This window comes from Aquimarina mycalae, assembly GCF_029906345.1.
Taxonomy (GTDB): domain Bacteria; phylum Bacteroidota; class Bacteroidia; order Flavobacteriales; family Flavobacteriaceae; genus Aquimarina.
This window is the reverse complement of record NZ_JARYGY010000010.1, coordinates 68,610-85,765: the sequence shown is the minus strand read 5'-3', so window position 1 is coordinate 85,765 and position 17,156 is coordinate 68,610. Positions and strand designations below refer to the sequence as shown.

The following is a 17,156-nucleotide window of genomic DNA, read 5'->3' as shown; positions in this document are numbered from 1 at the left end:
TTTATATATAAAAAAACATGAAAAATTTACCTATACGATTTCATTGGAGTCTATCACAAGCGGGAAGCAATTTAAGAGCTTCCAAAAATTGTGAAGAATTAACTGGCTTGATTAATTTTGAGGATCAATTAGAATTGTGTCTAAAAGCAGAAGAAAATGGTATTGATTCTATGCTTATGGCTATTGGATTTACCAGACCAGATCCATTAATGCTTACCATTGCCCTTGCACAGGAAACTAAGCATATTAAGTTCTTAATAGCCGTTCGATCGGGATTGATAACTCCAACATATTTTGTACAACAATTAAACACAGCTACTACACTTATTGGTGATCGAATTCATATTAATGTAGTAAATGGGCACACTCCAAAAGAATTAAAGTACTATGGAGATTTTTTGGATAAAGAACAACGTAATCTACGTACCTCCGAATTTGTTGAGATATGTAATGCTTTTTGGACAAAAAAAGAGCCTGTCAATTATAGTGGTTCCTATTATCAAATAAAAAATGGAGTTATTAAGACTCCTTATAATTCAGAAAAAAGTCGCCCCGAAATATATGTTGGAGGTAATTCTAAAGAAGCTGCTGATTTAGTATCTAAAAAAGGAGATTGTCTTTGGAGGTTTCCAGACGCACCAGAGGCATTAGCAAGTAAAATTCAACCAGTATTAAATGCAGGAAAAGAAGTTGGAATATTAACTTCTATCGTTTCTAGACCTACAGAAGAGGAAGCAAAAGGAGCTGCAAAAGAATTCTTGAAAAATTTTATAGGTAATAAAAAAGAAGTTCATAAAGGGTATAAAAATCGCTTTGATTCACAAGGTTTTACAGAAATTATGGATATGGCATTTAACAATGATTCTTCTTGGATAACTCCATACTTATGGACAGGAGCTGTTCCATATATGGGAGCGCCTTCAATAGCTTTAGTAGGCTCATACGAAAATATTGCAAAAGCTTTATATAATTATAAGAAAATTGGGATTACTCAATTTTTATTTATTGGCTGGCCAGATATCGAAGAAATTGAACATTTTGGACAAGGAGTTTTACCCTTGGTAAGAAAAATGGAAAAACAAGAAAAATTAAAACCACAGAATTTCTAATAATGGAAGAAGATAATATACATTTTCACTGGCGTTTGATACAAGGAGGAGAAGAATCTTATACTACAAGCGCTACACAAAATGACTCAGGAAAGGCAGCATGGCCGGATCTTAAATTACAAAGTGATTTTTGCAAAGAAGCAGAAAAACTAGGTATAGAATCTGTTTTAGTAGACATCAATTATGGCAAACCAGACCCCACATTATTAACTTTAGCTCTTACCAAAGAAATTAAGCAATTAGGATTTATTATCGCTGTTCGTTCAGGTTTATTATCTCCAACTTTATTTGTTCAACAAATAAACACTTTATCTACATTTTCTAAGGGTAGATTATATATTAATGTAGTTGCTGGACACTCTCCTACCGAACAACAATATTATGGTGATTTCCTTACGCATAATGAGCGATACGAACGTACCGATGACTTCTTAAGCGCTTGTTTACAGTTCTGGGATACAGATGGGCCAGTAAATGTAACTGGTAAATATCTAAAAATAGAAGAAGGATTACTAAATACTCCTTATGTTTCAGAAAAAACCAAACGTCCCTTTATTTTTATAGGAGGAGGTTCTCAACCAGCTATCGATCTTTCTCTAAAATATGGGGATTGTTGGATACAATTAGGAGATACTCCTGGAAATATTCAAAAAAAAATAACTCCAATTCTAACTAAAGGTAAGGTCGCTGGGCTTCGTCTATCTGTTATTTGTAGATCAACTAACGCTGAAGCCATACTTGCCGCAAATAAACTTTTAGAGGAAACAAAAAAATATAAAAACCAACAAAATGGGTATGTAACCAAAAGTGATTCTAAATCTATTAACAAAACACAACAACTCGCCAAGGATGAATGGCCAAGTCCAAATTTATGGACAGGAGTAGTAAAAACAATTGGTCCAACAGGAATAGCTATTGTAGGAAGTTATAAAGAAGTAGCAGAGAAATTTATTGAATATAAGGAAGTAGGTGTTACTCATTTTATACTATCAGGTTGGCCTAAATTAGAAGAAATGAACCGTTTTGGTACACATGTAATTCCTATTATTCGGAAAATGGAGAAACGTAAATCGTTAACTAAGGTATAAAATGACGCTTCTAAAAAAACAAAACACCTATACTCCAGTTTAATACTAGTAAAATAAAAATGGCAGAACGCATACTAAATGTATATTCGAAATCCATAACCAGTCCCTGGTTATTTGATGATCTCAAAATGCATTTCCAGAAACTAGATTTAAAAGGTATTCGTATTATAACAAGCCAATATCCAGATCAAAATGCAGATGCTTGGATTGCAATTAGAACCACAGAAGCTATCTTATCTCCTAATGTAGAAAAAACCGTAGTATGTATACATGATCTTTATGATCATGATAATATTTATCAACCAAATGGGCTAAGAGGAATCGTGCACAAAGTAAAAGGACTCGTGCTTTGCCATCCAGATCAGAAAAAAATACTTCTTCGAAACGGTGTATCCATAACAAACAAAAACATTCTCGAAAGACCTATTGGTGCATTATCTGCTTTTCATCCTGGAAGTAATAAGCCTGAAAAATTTACCATTGCCTGGATCGGAAGGAATCATTGGAGAAAACGCATCTCTTGGTTTATTAAAGCTATACAACAATTAGAATTACCCAAAACTGAATTTAAAATCATATTGCTTGGTAAAGGAATTGAAGAAAGTGGAGCGTTCTTGCAATCTTTAGGATTCAACTGTGAAATATATCCAAAAGAAAACTACCCAATAACCACATATCCCAATTTATATCGTAAAATGAACTGTCTAGTGATTACAAGTAGTACCGAAGCAGGTCCTCTTACATTATTTGAATCTTTAGCCACAGGAAAACCAGTGATTTCGACTAAAGTAGGATGGGCTCCTATAATAGATGTCGGAAATACTGAAGCAATTACTTTAGTTGATACCCCATTAGAGATTAGTAAAGCAATAAAAGCATTGTATCTAAAAAACAAACGTGATTTCTATAATCCTGATGAAATCAGCAGACTTATGAATGATTACACATTAGAAGACTGGATAAAAGAAGTAGTTGCGCTAGCATATTCTTTAATAACTAAGACGGAAATGGTATCTTTAGAATAATCAATATCATATAAGTATAACTAACAAAATCTATGAATCGTGTTTTTATAAAATATTACAGATCGTTTATTTCACATAATAAAAAAACGCTAGGTGATGATGATTGGGCTGTTTTTGAAACCATGTTAAAATACTGCTTACAAAAATTAAGCGTAGAATTTAATCAAAATATTATTCCTCTTTCTGAAGAATTGAAACCAGATGCCATTATCAGTGCACATCACAGTAAGAATACAGATGCTGATTCTGACATTTTTTATAAACAAATGCATTTAAGTTATTTATTTACTATTGATACAGATGGATGGGGACCTCAACATTCGATGATGCAAAGCATTCCTTCTTTTGAAACTGTAGATACACAAAAAGCAATTACATTCTGTAAACATCTTAGTTCAGATTTTTTAACCAAAGGGTATTCTAAACAAAAGCAACCTCCAATAAATTCTCTTCACGATACACCAGAGCATTTCATATTTGCTCCAATACAACGTCCTACAGATGTAATGATCAAAAACAATTCTCCAATTGGAGTTGCAGATTTTATTACATTACTAAGCAACTGGGCCGAAAAATCACAACAGCATATTGTTTTTAAATTACATCCTGGAAATTTTTTAGATCCAGACATTGTAGCACACACACAAAACTCTTGTAAAGATCGAACTTATGTGCATGTAGTAGATGGAAATATTCATGAATTAATTCAAAAAAGTAAAGGAGTGATGTGTATAAATTCTGGTACTGGTTTTGAAAGTCTTATTCATGGCAAACCAGTTGTTACTTTTGGTCGATGTGATTATAAATGGGTTACTTTTAATGCTAACGAAAAACTATTAGATCAAGCTAATGAATATATTGATGCATATACCAAAAATGATGGTATAAGAGGATACCAACTTGTATATTATTACTATCATGAACACTCGTATTCTATAAAAGAAGGAGAACGATCCCAATCAACCGAACGCTTATTAAGCTATCTAAGAAAAACATTTGAAGTTATTCTTTCTAATAAAGACCAATTTAATATGGTTAAAGAAACAAATACAAACTAATCGAACATCTCAACCAAAAGTAATACATGAAAAAAATTATAATTCTATCAGGATCTATTAGAGATGGAAGAAAAAGTCATTTTGTAGCACAATATCTACAAGAGAAGTTTCTTGAAACGGATCATATTAATTCAACACTGCTTGACCTAAAAGAATATCCTTTTCCCATCATGGAAATTAGAATGAATCAAACAACAGAGCCTCCAGAAAAGTTAGAAGAATTTAGCAGTTTATTATCCAAATCTGATGGTATAATTATCGTAAGCCCAGAATACAAAAATGGAATTCCTGGAGCATTAAAAAATGCTTTAGATTATTTGGATCCACAAATATTTAAGCATATCCCTTTAGGTATCGTAACTGTTTCTTCTGGCGGTTTTGGTGGGTTATACTGTTTATCACAATTGAGATTAGTGGGATTAGCTCTTGGAGGGATTCCTATACCAGAAAAATTATGCATTTCTAAAGTACAAGAAGTATTTGATACGTCAGGAAAGTTAACAGATCAATCGTTTTCAGAAAAAGCAACGCAATTTACAAACGCCTTTTTATGGTATGTAAAACGCTTATCTGATTGATTAAAATTCGAAAAAAGGAATTTGGATAAAATTGTAAATCACTACAATTCAATACACAATTTGTCTAGTTTATATTTTAGGAATCTTTCTAAAACTTCACTTTTTTCAAAAATAATTTCTCTAATAAGGCTTCATTCAATTTAATACTTATATTTAGCCATCAATTGAATAATTTACTTATGAGCACAACATATAAAGTAAAAGTAAATAAGGATTTTGAGTTTACAATATCAGATACTGATAGTTCTAATGCTGATATTGTTAACACTTCAGAATCTCAATTCCACTTACTTCACAACAATCAATCACATGATGCAGAGATTGTTACATCAGATTTCAATACTAAAAAATACACCGTAAAAGTTAATGCTAACACTTATCATGTAGACATTGCAAACCCCTTAGACGGGATGATATCTGAAATGGGATTTTCTATTGGTGCTTCTAAGCAAGTAAATTCTATTAAATCTCCAATGCCAGGACTAATCATAGATATTCAAGTCGAGGTTGGACAAACAGTAAAAGAAGATGATTATTTGTTGGTCCTAGAAGCAATGAAAATGGAAAACATCATTACTTCTCCTAGAGAAGGAGTTATCAAATCTATTGCAGTTACTACAGGTGAAGCTGTTGATAAGGGAAAATTATTAATTGAGTTCGAATAAATCGTTAAGGGTATTAAAATGACCTGATATACCATTAGTTCTTATTATACTATGAAAAAAATATTAGTCGCTAATAGAGGCGAAATCGCAATACGAGTAATGAAAACGGCCCATCAAATGGGTATCAAAACGGTTGCTATTTATTCTACAGTAGATAGAAATGCTCCACATGTAAAATTTGCCAATGAAGCAGTATGCGTAGGTGAAGCACCTTCTAGTGAATCTTATTTACAAGGATCCAAAATTATTGAAATTGCGAAACAGCTACAAGTAGATGGTATTCATCCTGGATACGGTTTCTTAAGTGAAAATGCAGATTTTGCGGCAGAAGTTGAACAGAACAATATTATTTTTATTGGTCCTAAACCCAAAGCTATTAAAGTAATGGGAAGTAAATTAGCGGCCAAAGAAGCTGTTAAGGCATATGATATCCCAATGGTACCAGGAATTGACGAAGCAATTACAGATGTTGTTAAAGCCAAAGCAATTGCACAAGAAATTGGTTTCCCTATTTTAATAAAAGCTTCTGCTGGTGGTGGTGGAAAAGGTATGCGTGTAGTTGAAAAAGAAAGTGATCTGGAATCGCAGATGCAACGAGCGATCAGTGAAGCAACCTCTGCATTTGGAGATGGTTCTGTGTTTATCGAAAAATACGTAGCTTCTCCTAGGCATATAGAAATACAAGTCATGGCGGATAGCCATGGAAATGTAATACATTTATTTGAAAGAGAGTGTAGTGTACAACGAAGACATCAAAAAGTAGTAGAAGAAGCTCCTTCTGCTATTCTTACACCTGCATTGAGATCTACTATGGGTGATGCAGCAATTAAAGTGGCAAAAGCTTGTGATTATGTGGGAGCTGGAACAGTAGAGTTTCTATTAGATGAAAATAACAATTTCTATTTTCTGGAAATGAACACCAGATTACAAGTAGAACATCCAGTAACAGAATTGATTACTCAAACTGACCTTGTAGAATTACAGATTAGAGTGGCTAGAGGTGAAAAACTAAATATTAAGCAAGAAGATTTAACTATTAAAGGTCACGCATTAGAATTAAGAGTATATGCAGAAGATCCGTTAAATGATTTCTTGCCAAGCGTAGGTCATTTAGACACCTATACAATTCCAGTAGGCAATGGTATTAGAGTCGATAATGGTTTTGAAGAAGGAATGGATATTCCTATCTATTATGATCCGATGTTGTCGAAACTAATTACGTATGGAAAAACTCGTGAAGAAGCAATCCAGTTAATGCAAAAAGCTATCGACAATTATATTGTCGAAGGTGTGAAAACAACTTTACCTTTTGGAAAATTTGTATGTGAACATGAAGCTTTTAGGTCTGGTAGTTTTGATACGCATTTTGTTAAAAAATATTATACTGCCGATGTTCTAAAATCTAATATGGAACAAGAAGCCAAAATAGCAGCACTAATAGCTCTAAAAAAATACAAGGAAGATCAACAACAATTACGATTACCAATCCGCTAGCATATGAACTCTAAAATAAAAACTTTACAAGAAAAAATTGATCAAGCACATTTAGGTGGCGGTGAACAGCGAATTGAAAAGCAACACCAAAAGAAAAAGTTAACAGCGCGAGAACGTATCGCATATTTTCTGGATGAAGGATCTTTTGAAGAAATAGGTATTCTGGTAACACATAGAACAACCGATTTCGGAATGGAGAAAGAAATCTATTATGGTGATGGTGTTGTAACAGGTTATGGAACTGTACATGGAAGGTTAGTTTATATTTTTGCTCAAGATTTCACAGTTTTTGGCGGTGCCCTATCAGAAACTCACGCAGAAAAAATATGTAAAATAATGGACTTGGCGGTTCAAGTGGGTGCTCCTATGATTGGACTAAACGATTCTGGAGGAGCTAGAATCCAAGAAGGTGTACGTTCTTTAGGTGGATATGCTGATATTTTTCATAGAAATGTACAAGCATCAGGAGTAATTCCACAGATTTCTGCTATTATGGGTCCTTGTGCCGGTGGAGCAGTATATTCTCCAGCAATGACAGATTTCACCATGATGGTAGAAGATACCAGTTATATGTTTGTAACAGGTCCTAACGTAGTAAAAACAGTAACTAATGAAGAAGTCACCTCAGAAGAATTAGGAGGAGCTAGTACTCACTCTTCTAAATCTGGAGTTGCACACATAACCTCTTCGAATGATGTTGAATGTCTTGAAGATGTAAAGAAACTATTGAGTTACCTTCCTCAAAATAATCAAGAAACTCCTAAAAACATTGCATACTCATTAACTGATGAAAAAAGAGAAATATTAGCTGATATCATTCCAGATAATCCAAATAAACCTTATGATATGCATGAGGTTATTGGTGGAATAATTGATGAAGATTCTTTTTTCGAAATTCATAAAAACTATGCAGAAAACATCATTGTAGGTTTTGCAAGACTTGGAGGAAGAAGTATTGGTATTGTGGCCAATCAGCCTATGTTTTTAGCAGGTGTTCTGGATGTTAATAGTTCTAAAAAAGCAGCGCGATTTACACGATTTTGTGATTGTTTTAATATTCCATTATTAGTTTTAGTAGATGTTCCTGGATTTTTACCTGGTACAGATCAGGAGTGGAATGGTATTATAGTTCATGGAGCTAAATTATTATATGCTTTAAGTGAAGCAACAGTTCCTAAAGTTACAGTGATTACGCGCAAAGCATATGGTGGCGCTTATGATGTAATGAACTCTAAACATATAGGTGCAGATCTTAATTTTGCATGGCCATCTGCAGAAATTGCGGTAATGGGTGCTAAAGGTGCCAGTGAAATTATTTTTAGAAAAGAAATAAAAGCAGCAGATGATCCTGCAGCAAAACTGGCAGAAAAAGAATCCGAATATGCTGAAAAATTTGCAAATCCATATAGAGCAGCTCAACGTGGTTTTATAGATGAAGTTATCTTACCAGAAGACACCCGAAGAAAGCTGATCAAAGGATTTAGCATGCTGGAAAATAAAACCGTAAATAGACCTAAACGAAAACACGGTAATATTCCTTTATAAAATAAACATGATTAAAACACATAAGTTTTTTAATTTTATTGGACAGAAATTATAGTTTTAATACCCCATGAATAATAAACAGTTTACCAAATTCGCTATCTATGCTATCGCTGTACTTTGTGCGGCACTTATTAAAGAATTTGTTATTAAATATGTGAAAGAATATATTCATGAAGAAGGATATCTTCTGGTAGCAATAGATATGCTACTTGTGATTTTAATTTTTGCACCAGCTTTTGCACTTGTCTCTAAATACACAAAAAAACTTTCTAAAGTGTACTTAAAAACATCAAAAAAAGTTTCCAGTAGTAAAAATGGAAATCTATTAGGGTTTGTGGTAGCAATTATTATATTATTTATTCTTTTTGCATATCTAAGACATAATATCAATGTCATCCAGGATTTGAAAACAATGTTTCCTTAATCATTAGACATCACATATCATAACCCTTCGGTTAATGCTTTAAGTTTGTCAGTATAGCTTGGAATAAATTCTTGGGCTACATATCCTTTATATCCATTCTTTACAATCGTTTTCATAATTGCTGCATAATTCAGTTCCTGAGTTTCATTTATTTCGTTTCTACCAGGTACACCTCCTGTATGATAATGAGCTATATAATCATTGTACTTATCAATAGTAGTAATGATATCTCCTTCCATTATTTGCATATGATAGATATCATATAATAACTTAAAATTTGTAGACCCAATCTTATCTACTAGACCAACACCCCAAGGAGTATGATCGCATTGATAATCCTTATGATCTAACTTACTATTTAATAATTCCATCACTAAGGTTACATTATTTTTTTCAGCATGCCTTACCAACGTATCTAATCCAATTGCACAATGTTCTAAACCTTCATTATCAGAAATACCTTTTCTATTTCCAGAGAAAACGATCACCTGTTTTATTCCAGAATGCGATGCCTGGGAAATTAGTTTACGATATTTTTCTTGTAAAACAACATGATTCTTAGGGTCATTAAATCCATCAGTAATACTTGCAAAAGTATCTGTTGCAAGCGAACAATCTAATCCATATTTTTGAACACTACTCCATTCATCAGGTTTCAACAAATCAATCGCTTTTATACCAATTTCTTTTACTTTTTCAGCAAACTCATCCAGTGGTATATTCTGATAACACCACCTGCATACCGAGTGATTAATATTTCCTTTTAAATTATTCTGGATTGAGTCTATAGGATTTTCTGATAAAGATTTGGCCATCAAAGTGCCTCCAAAACCTATAGTACCAAGTCCTAAGGATAAATTTCTAATGGCTTTTCTTCTATGTATTTTTGACATTAGGTCCGAATTATTTTTTAATGAATTACTAATTTAATTAATGATTTGTTAATTGTATTGTTAAAAAACAAACAAACTTCTTATATTAGAACCAGAATTTAGTAATATTAATTCCGAAACTATGAATTACTAAAACTTCATAGTGACAATACCTTTCTTCCAGAACAAGAAGAAAACAGACAAACAAAACTACTATCAGAGCTTAGTATAGTGCTTGTAAAAGCCTATCAGTTGTTGTATTACATTAATATAACTTGTATGAATGATTCTATACACTAGATGATCTCATAAACATTTAATTATATACTGTCTGTAAACATCAAAAAAGTATGGAACAAGAACCTCAATATGACGCAATTGTCGTAGGAACAGGAATTAGTGGTGGCTGGGCTGCCAAAGAACTTTGCGAAAAAGGGCTAAAAACATTGGTATTAGAGCGAGGACGTATGGTAAATCATATCGATGATTACCCTACTATTAATGATGATCCTTGGGATTATGAATTGCGAGGCGAACCTTCAAGAAAAGAAATCCAAGAACAACCCAAGCAGCATCGTACTGGTTACGTTACTGACAAAGCACATCGTCATTTCTTTGTGAATGATTTAAAGCATCCCTACAATGAAACAAAACGTTTTGATTGGATCAGAGGATATCATGTAGGTGGTCGATCTTTAATGTGGGGAAGACAAAGTTATAGATTATGTGATTTTGATTTTGAAGCCAATAAAAAAGAAGGAATAGCTGTTGATTGGCCAGTACGATATAAAGACATTGCTCCTTGGTATGATAAAGTAGAAGAATTCATTGGTGTTAGTGGAGAAAAATTAGGCTTAGCACAATTACCTGACGGGCAATTTTTACCTCCTATGGAATTAAATTGTGTAGAAGATCATTTAAAAAAGAATATAGCTAAAAATTATGACGATCGTCTTCTAACAATTGGTAGAACAGCACATATAACTGGAACCAAAACCTTCGAAGGAAGAATGAATTGTCAGTACCGTAATCGTTGTATGAGAGGTTGTCCTTTTGGAGCTTATTTCAGTAGTAACTCCTCTACCCTTCCTGCCGCAGAAAGAACAGGCAATATGACCTTACGACCAAATTCTATTGTGCATCAGGTTCTGTATAATGATAAAACAGGTAAAGCAACAGGCGTACAGGTGATCGATACAGTAACCAAAGAAAAGATGCAATATACAGCCAAGGTGATTTTTCTATGTGCTTCTGCTATAGCATCTGCCAGTATATTGATGCAGTCAAAATCAGAACGTTTTCCTAATGGAATGGGTAATGACTCAGGAGAATTAGGACATAACATCATGGATCATCATTTTAAAGCTGGAGCATTTGGAAAACATGACGGTTTTAAAGATCAATATTTTAAAGGTCGCCGACCTAACGGAATTTATATTCCTCGTTTTAGAAATATTGGTGGTGATACAGATCAGAAAAATTTTAAGCGAGGATACGGATATCAAGGAGGTGCTAGTCGCTCTAATTGGGAAGAAACCATCGCTGAACTTGGATACGGAGCCGAATTAAAAGAAAAAATTTTAGAACCAGGTGGATGGAGAGTAGGTCTTATGGGGTTTGGAGAATGTTTGCCTTATCACGAAAATAAGATGACTTTAGATTATGACACATTGGATGAATGGGGCTTACCAACCATAACATTTGATGCCGAATTTAAAGAAAATGAACTGGAAATGCGCAAGGATATGATTACACAGGCAATGGACATGTTGAAACAAGCTGGATTTAATGATGTACAGCCTTGGGATGATATTGGAGCTCCAGGACTAGGAATTCACGAAATGGGAACCGCTAGAATGGGTAAAGATCCAAAAACATCCGTACTTAACGGAAATAATCAAATTCATGCAGTCCCCAATGTATATGTTACAGATGGTGCATTTATGACTTCAGCTAGTTGTGTAAATCCATCACTAACTTATATGGCTTTTACAGCAAGAGCAGCAAATCACGCGGCCGAACAAATATTGAAAAACGCTTAATTCCAATATCTATGAACAGAAGAGAAGCATTGAAAAACATCGGAATATCTGCAGGATACATTGCAGCTACTCCTACAATACTAAGTCTATTACAAAGTTGTCAAAAAGAATATGTAATGGATTGGACTCCCGAACTTTTATCAATTGATGAAGGGAAGGCCTTAGAACAAATTGTTGATCTTATCATTCCCGAAACAGATATTCCAGGCGCAAAATCTTTACATGTACCCATGTTTATCGATAGATATATTAATAATGCGCTCGAAGAAGAAGAGGAAGCGCAACTATTTAAATATGGTGCGAGTATTATTATGAAAGAATTGGGTATTAATGAGAAAAAAAATATAGATGATGTAACTATAGAAGAATATGATCAACTATTGTCTAAATACTTAAAACTACCTAAGGAAAAACAAGAAGAATATTGGGAAGAAGTTTCTGAAATAAAAACTCCTGAAGATTTAAATACTATTTCTCAAGAAGCTATATCTTTTAGTTTTCTTTCTTCGGTTAGAGGTTTATCCATTTATGGGTTTAAGACTTCTCGAGACATTGCAGAAAACGTACTAAATTATTTACCAGTCCCAGGAGAATATATCGGCTGTGATTCTGTTCAAAATTTAACTGGAGGAAAAGACTGGGCTTTATAAAATCATTACCTAACTAAACTTAAAACAATGCACAAAACCATCTTTAAAGGACTTATTTGTTTGTTAATAATCATAAGTTCTTGTAAAAACAAGTCTACTGAAAATAACACAATACTGGATAAAGAAGAAGAAAAAACAATAGAACAACCTGTAGAGGCAGCACCTTTTTTTGAATTATCACTTGCACAATGGTCTCTTCATAAAGAAATACAATCTGGTAAATTAGACCCTATAGATTTTGCTCAAAAAGCAAAAGAATTAGGGTTTACTGGTATCGAATATGTAAGTCAATTATACACATATAAAAATGCTAAAGAACCTCAAAAAGCCTTACAACAACTTTTAGAAACGTTAAAAGCTAAAAGTAATGAGTATAATGTTCAGAATTTACTAATCATGGTTGATGGTGAAGGAGATCTGGCTGTTAAGGATGAAAAGGAAAGAAATCAAACCATAGAAAATCATAAAAAATGGGTTGATGCAGCACAATTTTTAGGATGTCACTCTATACGAGTAAATCTGTTTGGCACAAATGATCCTGAAGAATGGGTACAAGTAGCAACTGATGGATTAACTAAGTTATCAGAATATGCAGCTACTAAAGGAGTCAATGTAATTGTAGAAAATCATGGATATTTATCTTCTGATGCCTCTTTGCTTGCCAAGGTGATGCAAAATGTAAACAAACCCAATTGTGGTACATTGCCAGATTTTGGGAATTTCTGCCTGGAACGTGAAGGTGGAGAACGTTGGGGAGCATCTTGTATTAAAGAGTATCCTAAGTATAAAGGAGTAGAAGAACTAATGCCATTTGCTAAAGGAGTGAGTGCAAAATCTTATGATTTTGATACTAATGGTCATGAAACAACTATAAACTATAAAAAAATGTTGGAGATTGTTAAAGCTTCTGGTTACCAAGGACATATTGGAGTTGAATACGAAGGTGAACGGTTAAGTGAAATTGAAGGTATTATTGCCACAAGAGATTTATTAATCAATCTTTCTAAACAAATAAACTAACCAACTTTTTATTATGAATAAATTCACTCAATTTCAGCTATCCCTAATGATGTTCTTAGAATTTTTTATTTGGGGAGGCTGGTTTGTAACGATGGGTATCTATTTACCTAATTCTTTAAAAACTACTGGTGGAGAAATTGCTATGGCGTATTCTACCCAATCTTGGGGTGCTATTATAGCTCCTTTTATCATTGGGCTGATTGCCGATAGATTCTTTAATGCAGAACGTATTCTTGGAATCTTACATCTTATCGGAGCCTTCTTAATGTATCAAATGGCAAATGCAACTGATTTTTCTGTTTTTTATCCCTACGTATTAGGATATATGATTGCCTATATGCCCACATTGGCTTTAGTAAATTCTGTATCCTTTAATCAGATGAATGATCCAGCTAAACAATTTTCTTTTGTACGTGTATTTGGGACTTTAGGTTGGATTATCGCAGGTTCTGTAATAAGTTATGCTTTTCATTGGGATTCACCAGAAGGAATTGCAAATGGGTCGTTGAAAAATACTTTTTTAATGACTGCAACAGCATCAGCTGTATTAGGAGTATTCAGCTTTACTTTACCTAAAACACCACCCAAAACAAGCAAAGATCAAAAGGTAAGTATTTCGGATATATTGGGATTGGATGCTATTATGCTTTTAAAAGATCGAAACTTTTTAATGTTCTTTCTGGCTTCTATACTGATCTGTATTCCTCTTGCTTTTTATTACCAACATGCTGGACAGTTTTTAGGGGAAATAGGTGTTGCTAATCCTGCAGGAAAGATGACCTATGGTCAAATCTCTGAAGTAGTTTTTATGTTACTCCTTCCGTTTTTCTTTAAGAAATTTGGTTTCAAAAAAACCTTGTTAGTAGGAATGTTAGCTTGGGCAATACGGTATGTTCTATTTGCGTACGGAAACTCTGGAGAACTTGCATTTATGCTTCTTGTAGGTATTGCACTTCATGGTATTTGTTATGACTTCTTTTTTGTTTCAGGTCAGATCTATACAGATTCTAAAGCTGGCGAAAAGTTTAAAAGTGCAGCTCAAGGTTTAATTACGCTGGCAACTTACGGATTAGGGATGCTAGTCGGATTTTATGTTGCTGGAAAAATTACAGATGCCAATTTAATCATAGAAGGCGAACATAACTGGAATAGTATTTGGATATTCCCAGCTATTTTTGCTGCTGCGGTAATGATATTATTTGCTATCTTCTTCAAAAATGAAAAAATAGAATATAAAGAAAGTTAATATGACCAGACTTAAAATGGGAATGGTTGGTGGCGGTACTGGCTCTTTTATTGGCGATGTACATCGCAAAGCAGCAAGTATCGATGGAATGATCGATATGGTATGTGGTGCATTTTCTTCTAATAAAGAGAAAAGTATTTCTTCTGCAAAAACACTAGGAATACCTGACGACAGAGCTTATGGGAGTTTTGAAGAAATGATCATTGCAGAGGCTAAACTTCCAGCACATCAACAAATGGATTTTGTAGCTATTGTTACGCCAAATCACATGCATTATCCTCCTGCAAAAATGGCTTTAGAATATGGTTTTCATGTGATCTGCGATAAACCGCTTTCTTTAACCTTAGATGAAGCCATAGAATTGGAAAAAACGGTACAGTCTTCTGGAAAAATATTTGCCCTGACTCACAACTATACAGGATATCCTATGGTAAAGCAGGCAAAAGCCATGATTCACAAAGGAGATCTTGGAGCAATCAGAAAAATTAATGTACACTATTTACAAGGATGGCTTTCTACAGCTGTTGAAAAGACAGGACAAAAACAAGCAGCTTGGAGAACGGATCCTAAACGTTCTGGTATAGGAGGAGCTTTAGGAGATATAGGCACTCATGCCGAAAACCTTATAGAATATATCACAGGAATCCAAATTGAAGAATTAGCTGCAGATCTTACTGCATTCGGTGAAGGACGTATCTTAGATGACGATGGAAATATATTATTACGTTTTGAAAATGGTGCCAAGGGAATTATGTCATTTTCTCAAATCGCTACAGGAGAGGAAAATAATATTGGTGTTAAAGTCTATGGGACAAAAGGTAGCATTGAATGGTATCAGGAAAACCCTAATCAACTTATCGTAAAATGGCTGGATCAACCTAAACAAATCTATACTCCTGCTGGTAACGGTGTCTATCCTGAATCATCAGAATATGTACGTATCCCAGCTGGTCATCCAGAAGGATATCTAGAAGGTTTTGCCACCATATACCGAAGTTTTGCTAAGGAATTATTGATGGTAAAAAGTGGTAAAACTACTTCTGTTAATCCTGATTTTCCAACAATTACTGATGGTGTACGAGGAATGAAATTTATCTATGCAGCAGTGGAGAGTAGTAACAATAATGCAAACTGGACTAAAATGTAAAAAGGGATGAGTTTAGAAGAAGTGTGTGCTTAAGTTATCATCTTAACTTAAATTTATAATATCCAAAAATATTAACTCATAAACTCTTTAGTTCAAAAACAAAAAAATTAAAACTGAATGAAAACAATAAAAGGCCCAGCAGTATTTCTAGCGCAATTTATGGATGATAAACCTCCATTTAATTCATTGGATGGATTATGCAAATGGGCTTCAGGTTTAGGATATAAAGGTATTCAGATTCCAACATGGGAAACAAGATTGATAGATCTGGATATCGCTGCCGAGAGTCAAACGTATTGCGATGAGCTTAAAGGGAAAATTGCAGATTATGGGTTAGAAATCACAGAATTATCAACCCATCTTCAAGGTCAATTGGTAGCAGTGCATCCTGCTTATGATCAAATGTTTGACAATTTTGCTCCTGATACTTGTAAAAACAATCCCAAAAAACGAACAGAATGGGCTATTAATCAAGTGAAAAATGCTGCTACAGCTAGTAATCGACTAGGAATCAATGTACACGCTACATTTTCTGGAGCTTTATTATGGCATACAATGCATCCATGGCCACAACGCCCTGTAGGATTAGTTGAGATGGGATTTCAGGAACTGGCAAATCGTTGGCTTCCAATTTTAAATCATTTTGATGAACAAGGCGTAGATGTTTGTTATGAGATTCATCCAGGAGAAGATCTTCACGATGGTATTACATTTGAACGCTTTTTGGAAGCTACAGGAAATCACAAAAGAGTAAATATATTATACGACCCAAGTCACTTTGTATTACAACAACTAGACTATCTGACCTATATAGATCATTATCATGAATTTATTAAAGCTTTTCATGTAAAAGATTCAGAATTTAACCCTACTGGTAAAAAGGGTGTTTTTGGTGGATATAGTGATTGGATTGATCGTGCTGGTCGCTATCGTTCTCCTGGAGACGGACAAATTGATTTTAAAACTATTTTCTCTAAACTTACCCAATATGGTTGTGATGTATGGGCCGTTATGGAATGGGAATGCTGTATTAAGTCGCCAGAGCAAGGTGCTAGAGAAGGTGCATCATTTATAAATAATCATATTATTGAAGCTACACAAAAAGCCTTTGATGATTTTGCCGGAGCCGATATCGATAAAGCACAATTAAAAAGTATTTTAGGATTATAACCAACATAAAACCACCAAACCAC

At 33.9% G+C, this 17,156-nt stretch carries 16 protein-coding genes; 15 read left to right on the top strand and 1 reads right to left on the bottom strand.

Features of this window, described 5'->3' with window-relative positions; translation table 11 throughout:
• Positions 1-17 precede the first annotated feature (17 nt).
• The 9 genes from QBK95_RS20940 to QBK95_RS20900 all read left to right on the top strand — a co-directional run bounded on the left by QBK95_RS20940 (position 18) and on the right by QBK95_RS20900 (position 8,986).
• On the top strand, positions 18-1,109 hold the full coding sequence (locus QBK95_RS20940) for an LLM class flavin-dependent oxidoreductase (protein ID WP_280936515.1): 1,092 nt from the start codon (positions 18-20) through the stop codon (positions 1,107-1,109).
• A 2-nt stretch (positions 1,110-1,111) separates the two neighbouring features.
• A complete protein-coding gene (locus tag QBK95_RS20935; RefSeq protein ID WP_280936514.1) occupies positions 1,112-2,197 on the top strand; it encodes an LLM class flavin-dependent oxidoreductase in 1,086 nt (361 codons plus the stop codon).
• Between the two features lie 59 nt (positions 2,198-2,256).
• Positions 2,257-3,222, top strand: a complete 966-nt coding sequence (locus QBK95_RS20930) for a glycosyltransferase (protein WP_280936513.1) — start codon at positions 2,257-2,259, stop codon at positions 3,220-3,222.
• A 32-nt stretch (positions 3,223-3,254) separates the two neighbouring features.
• Positions 3,255-4,280: a capsular polysaccharide export protein, LipB/KpsS family gene (locus QBK95_RS20925; RefSeq protein ID WP_280936512.1), complete on the top strand. Its 1,026-nt coding sequence runs from the start codon at positions 3,255-3,257 to the stop codon at positions 4,278-4,280.
• 26 nt (positions 4,281-4,306) lie between these two features.
• On the top strand, positions 4,307-4,858 hold the full coding sequence (locus QBK95_RS20920; RefSeq protein WP_280936511.1) for an NADPH-dependent FMN reductase: 552 nt from the start codon (positions 4,307-4,309) through the stop codon (positions 4,856-4,858).
• Positions 4,859-5,037: 179 nt separating this feature from the next.
• Positions 5,038-5,523 (top strand): acyl-CoA carboxylase biotin carboxyl carrier protein subunit, encoded by a 486-nt coding sequence (locus QBK95_RS20915; RefSeq protein WP_280936510.1) that lies wholly within the window; start codon positions 5,038-5,040, stop codon positions 5,521-5,523.
• A 51-nt stretch (positions 5,524-5,574) separates the two neighbouring features.
• Entirely contained in the window at positions 5,575-7,017 is a 1,443-nt protein-coding gene (gene accC / locus QBK95_RS20910; protein WP_280936509.1) for an acetyl-CoA carboxylase biotin carboxylase subunit, read from the top strand.
• Between the two features lie 3 nt (positions 7,018-7,020).
• A complete protein-coding gene (locus tag QBK95_RS20905; protein ID WP_280936508.1) occupies positions 7,021-8,562 on the top strand; it encodes an acyl-CoA carboxylase subunit beta in 1,542 nt (513 codons plus the stop codon).
• Between the two features lie 67 nt (positions 8,563-8,629).
• On the top strand, positions 8,630-8,986 hold the full coding sequence (locus tag QBK95_RS20900; RefSeq protein ID WP_280936507.1) for a hypothetical protein: 357 nt from the start codon (positions 8,630-8,632) through the stop codon (positions 8,984-8,986).
• Between the two features lie 17 nt (positions 8,987-9,003).
• Here QBK95_RS20900 and QBK95_RS20895 read toward each other — a convergent pair whose 3' ends face one another.
• Positions 9,004-9,879 (bottom strand): hydroxypyruvate isomerase family protein, encoded by an 876-nt coding sequence (locus QBK95_RS20895; protein WP_280936506.1) that lies wholly within the window; start codon positions 9,877-9,879, stop codon positions 9,004-9,006.
• A 329-nt stretch (positions 9,880-10,208) separates the two neighbouring features.
• Between QBK95_RS20895 and QBK95_RS20890 the strand changes: the two genes are divergently transcribed.
• The 6 genes from QBK95_RS20890 to QBK95_RS20865 all read left to right on the top strand — a co-directional run bounded on the left by QBK95_RS20890 (position 10,209) and on the right by QBK95_RS20865 (position 17,133).
• Positions 10,209-11,900, top strand: coding sequence for a GMC oxidoreductase (locus QBK95_RS20890; RefSeq protein ID WP_280936505.1), 1,692 nt, complete (start codon positions 10,209-10,211; stop codon positions 11,898-11,900).
• 11 nt (positions 11,901-11,911) lie between these two features.
• Positions 11,912-12,550 carry a gluconate 2-dehydrogenase subunit 3 family protein gene (locus tag QBK95_RS20885; protein ID WP_280936504.1) on the top strand — a complete coding sequence of 213 codons (639 nt, stop codon included), beginning with the start codon at positions 11,912-11,914 and terminating at the stop codon, positions 12,548-12,550.
• A gap of 27 nt (positions 12,551-12,577) precedes the next feature.
• Entirely contained in the window at positions 12,578-13,570 is a 993-nt protein-coding gene (locus QBK95_RS20880) for a sugar phosphate isomerase/epimerase family protein (RefSeq protein ID WP_280936503.1), read from the top strand.
• A gap of 13 nt (positions 13,571-13,583) precedes the next feature.
• Positions 13,584-14,816: a nucleoside permease gene (locus tag QBK95_RS20875; RefSeq protein WP_280936502.1), complete on the top strand. Its 1,233-nt coding sequence runs from the start codon at positions 13,584-13,586 to the stop codon at positions 14,814-14,816.
• Position 14,817: 1 nt separating this feature from the next.
• Entirely contained in the window at positions 14,818-15,963 is a 1,146-nt protein-coding gene (locus QBK95_RS20870; RefSeq protein ID WP_280936501.1) for a Gfo/Idh/MocA family protein, read from the top strand.
• 117 nt (positions 15,964-16,080) lie between these two features.
• Positions 16,081-17,133, top strand: a complete 1,053-nt coding sequence (locus QBK95_RS20865; protein WP_280936500.1) for a sugar phosphate isomerase/epimerase family protein — start codon at positions 16,081-16,083, stop codon at positions 17,131-17,133.
• The last annotated feature ends 23 nt before the right edge of the window (positions 17,134-17,156 follow it).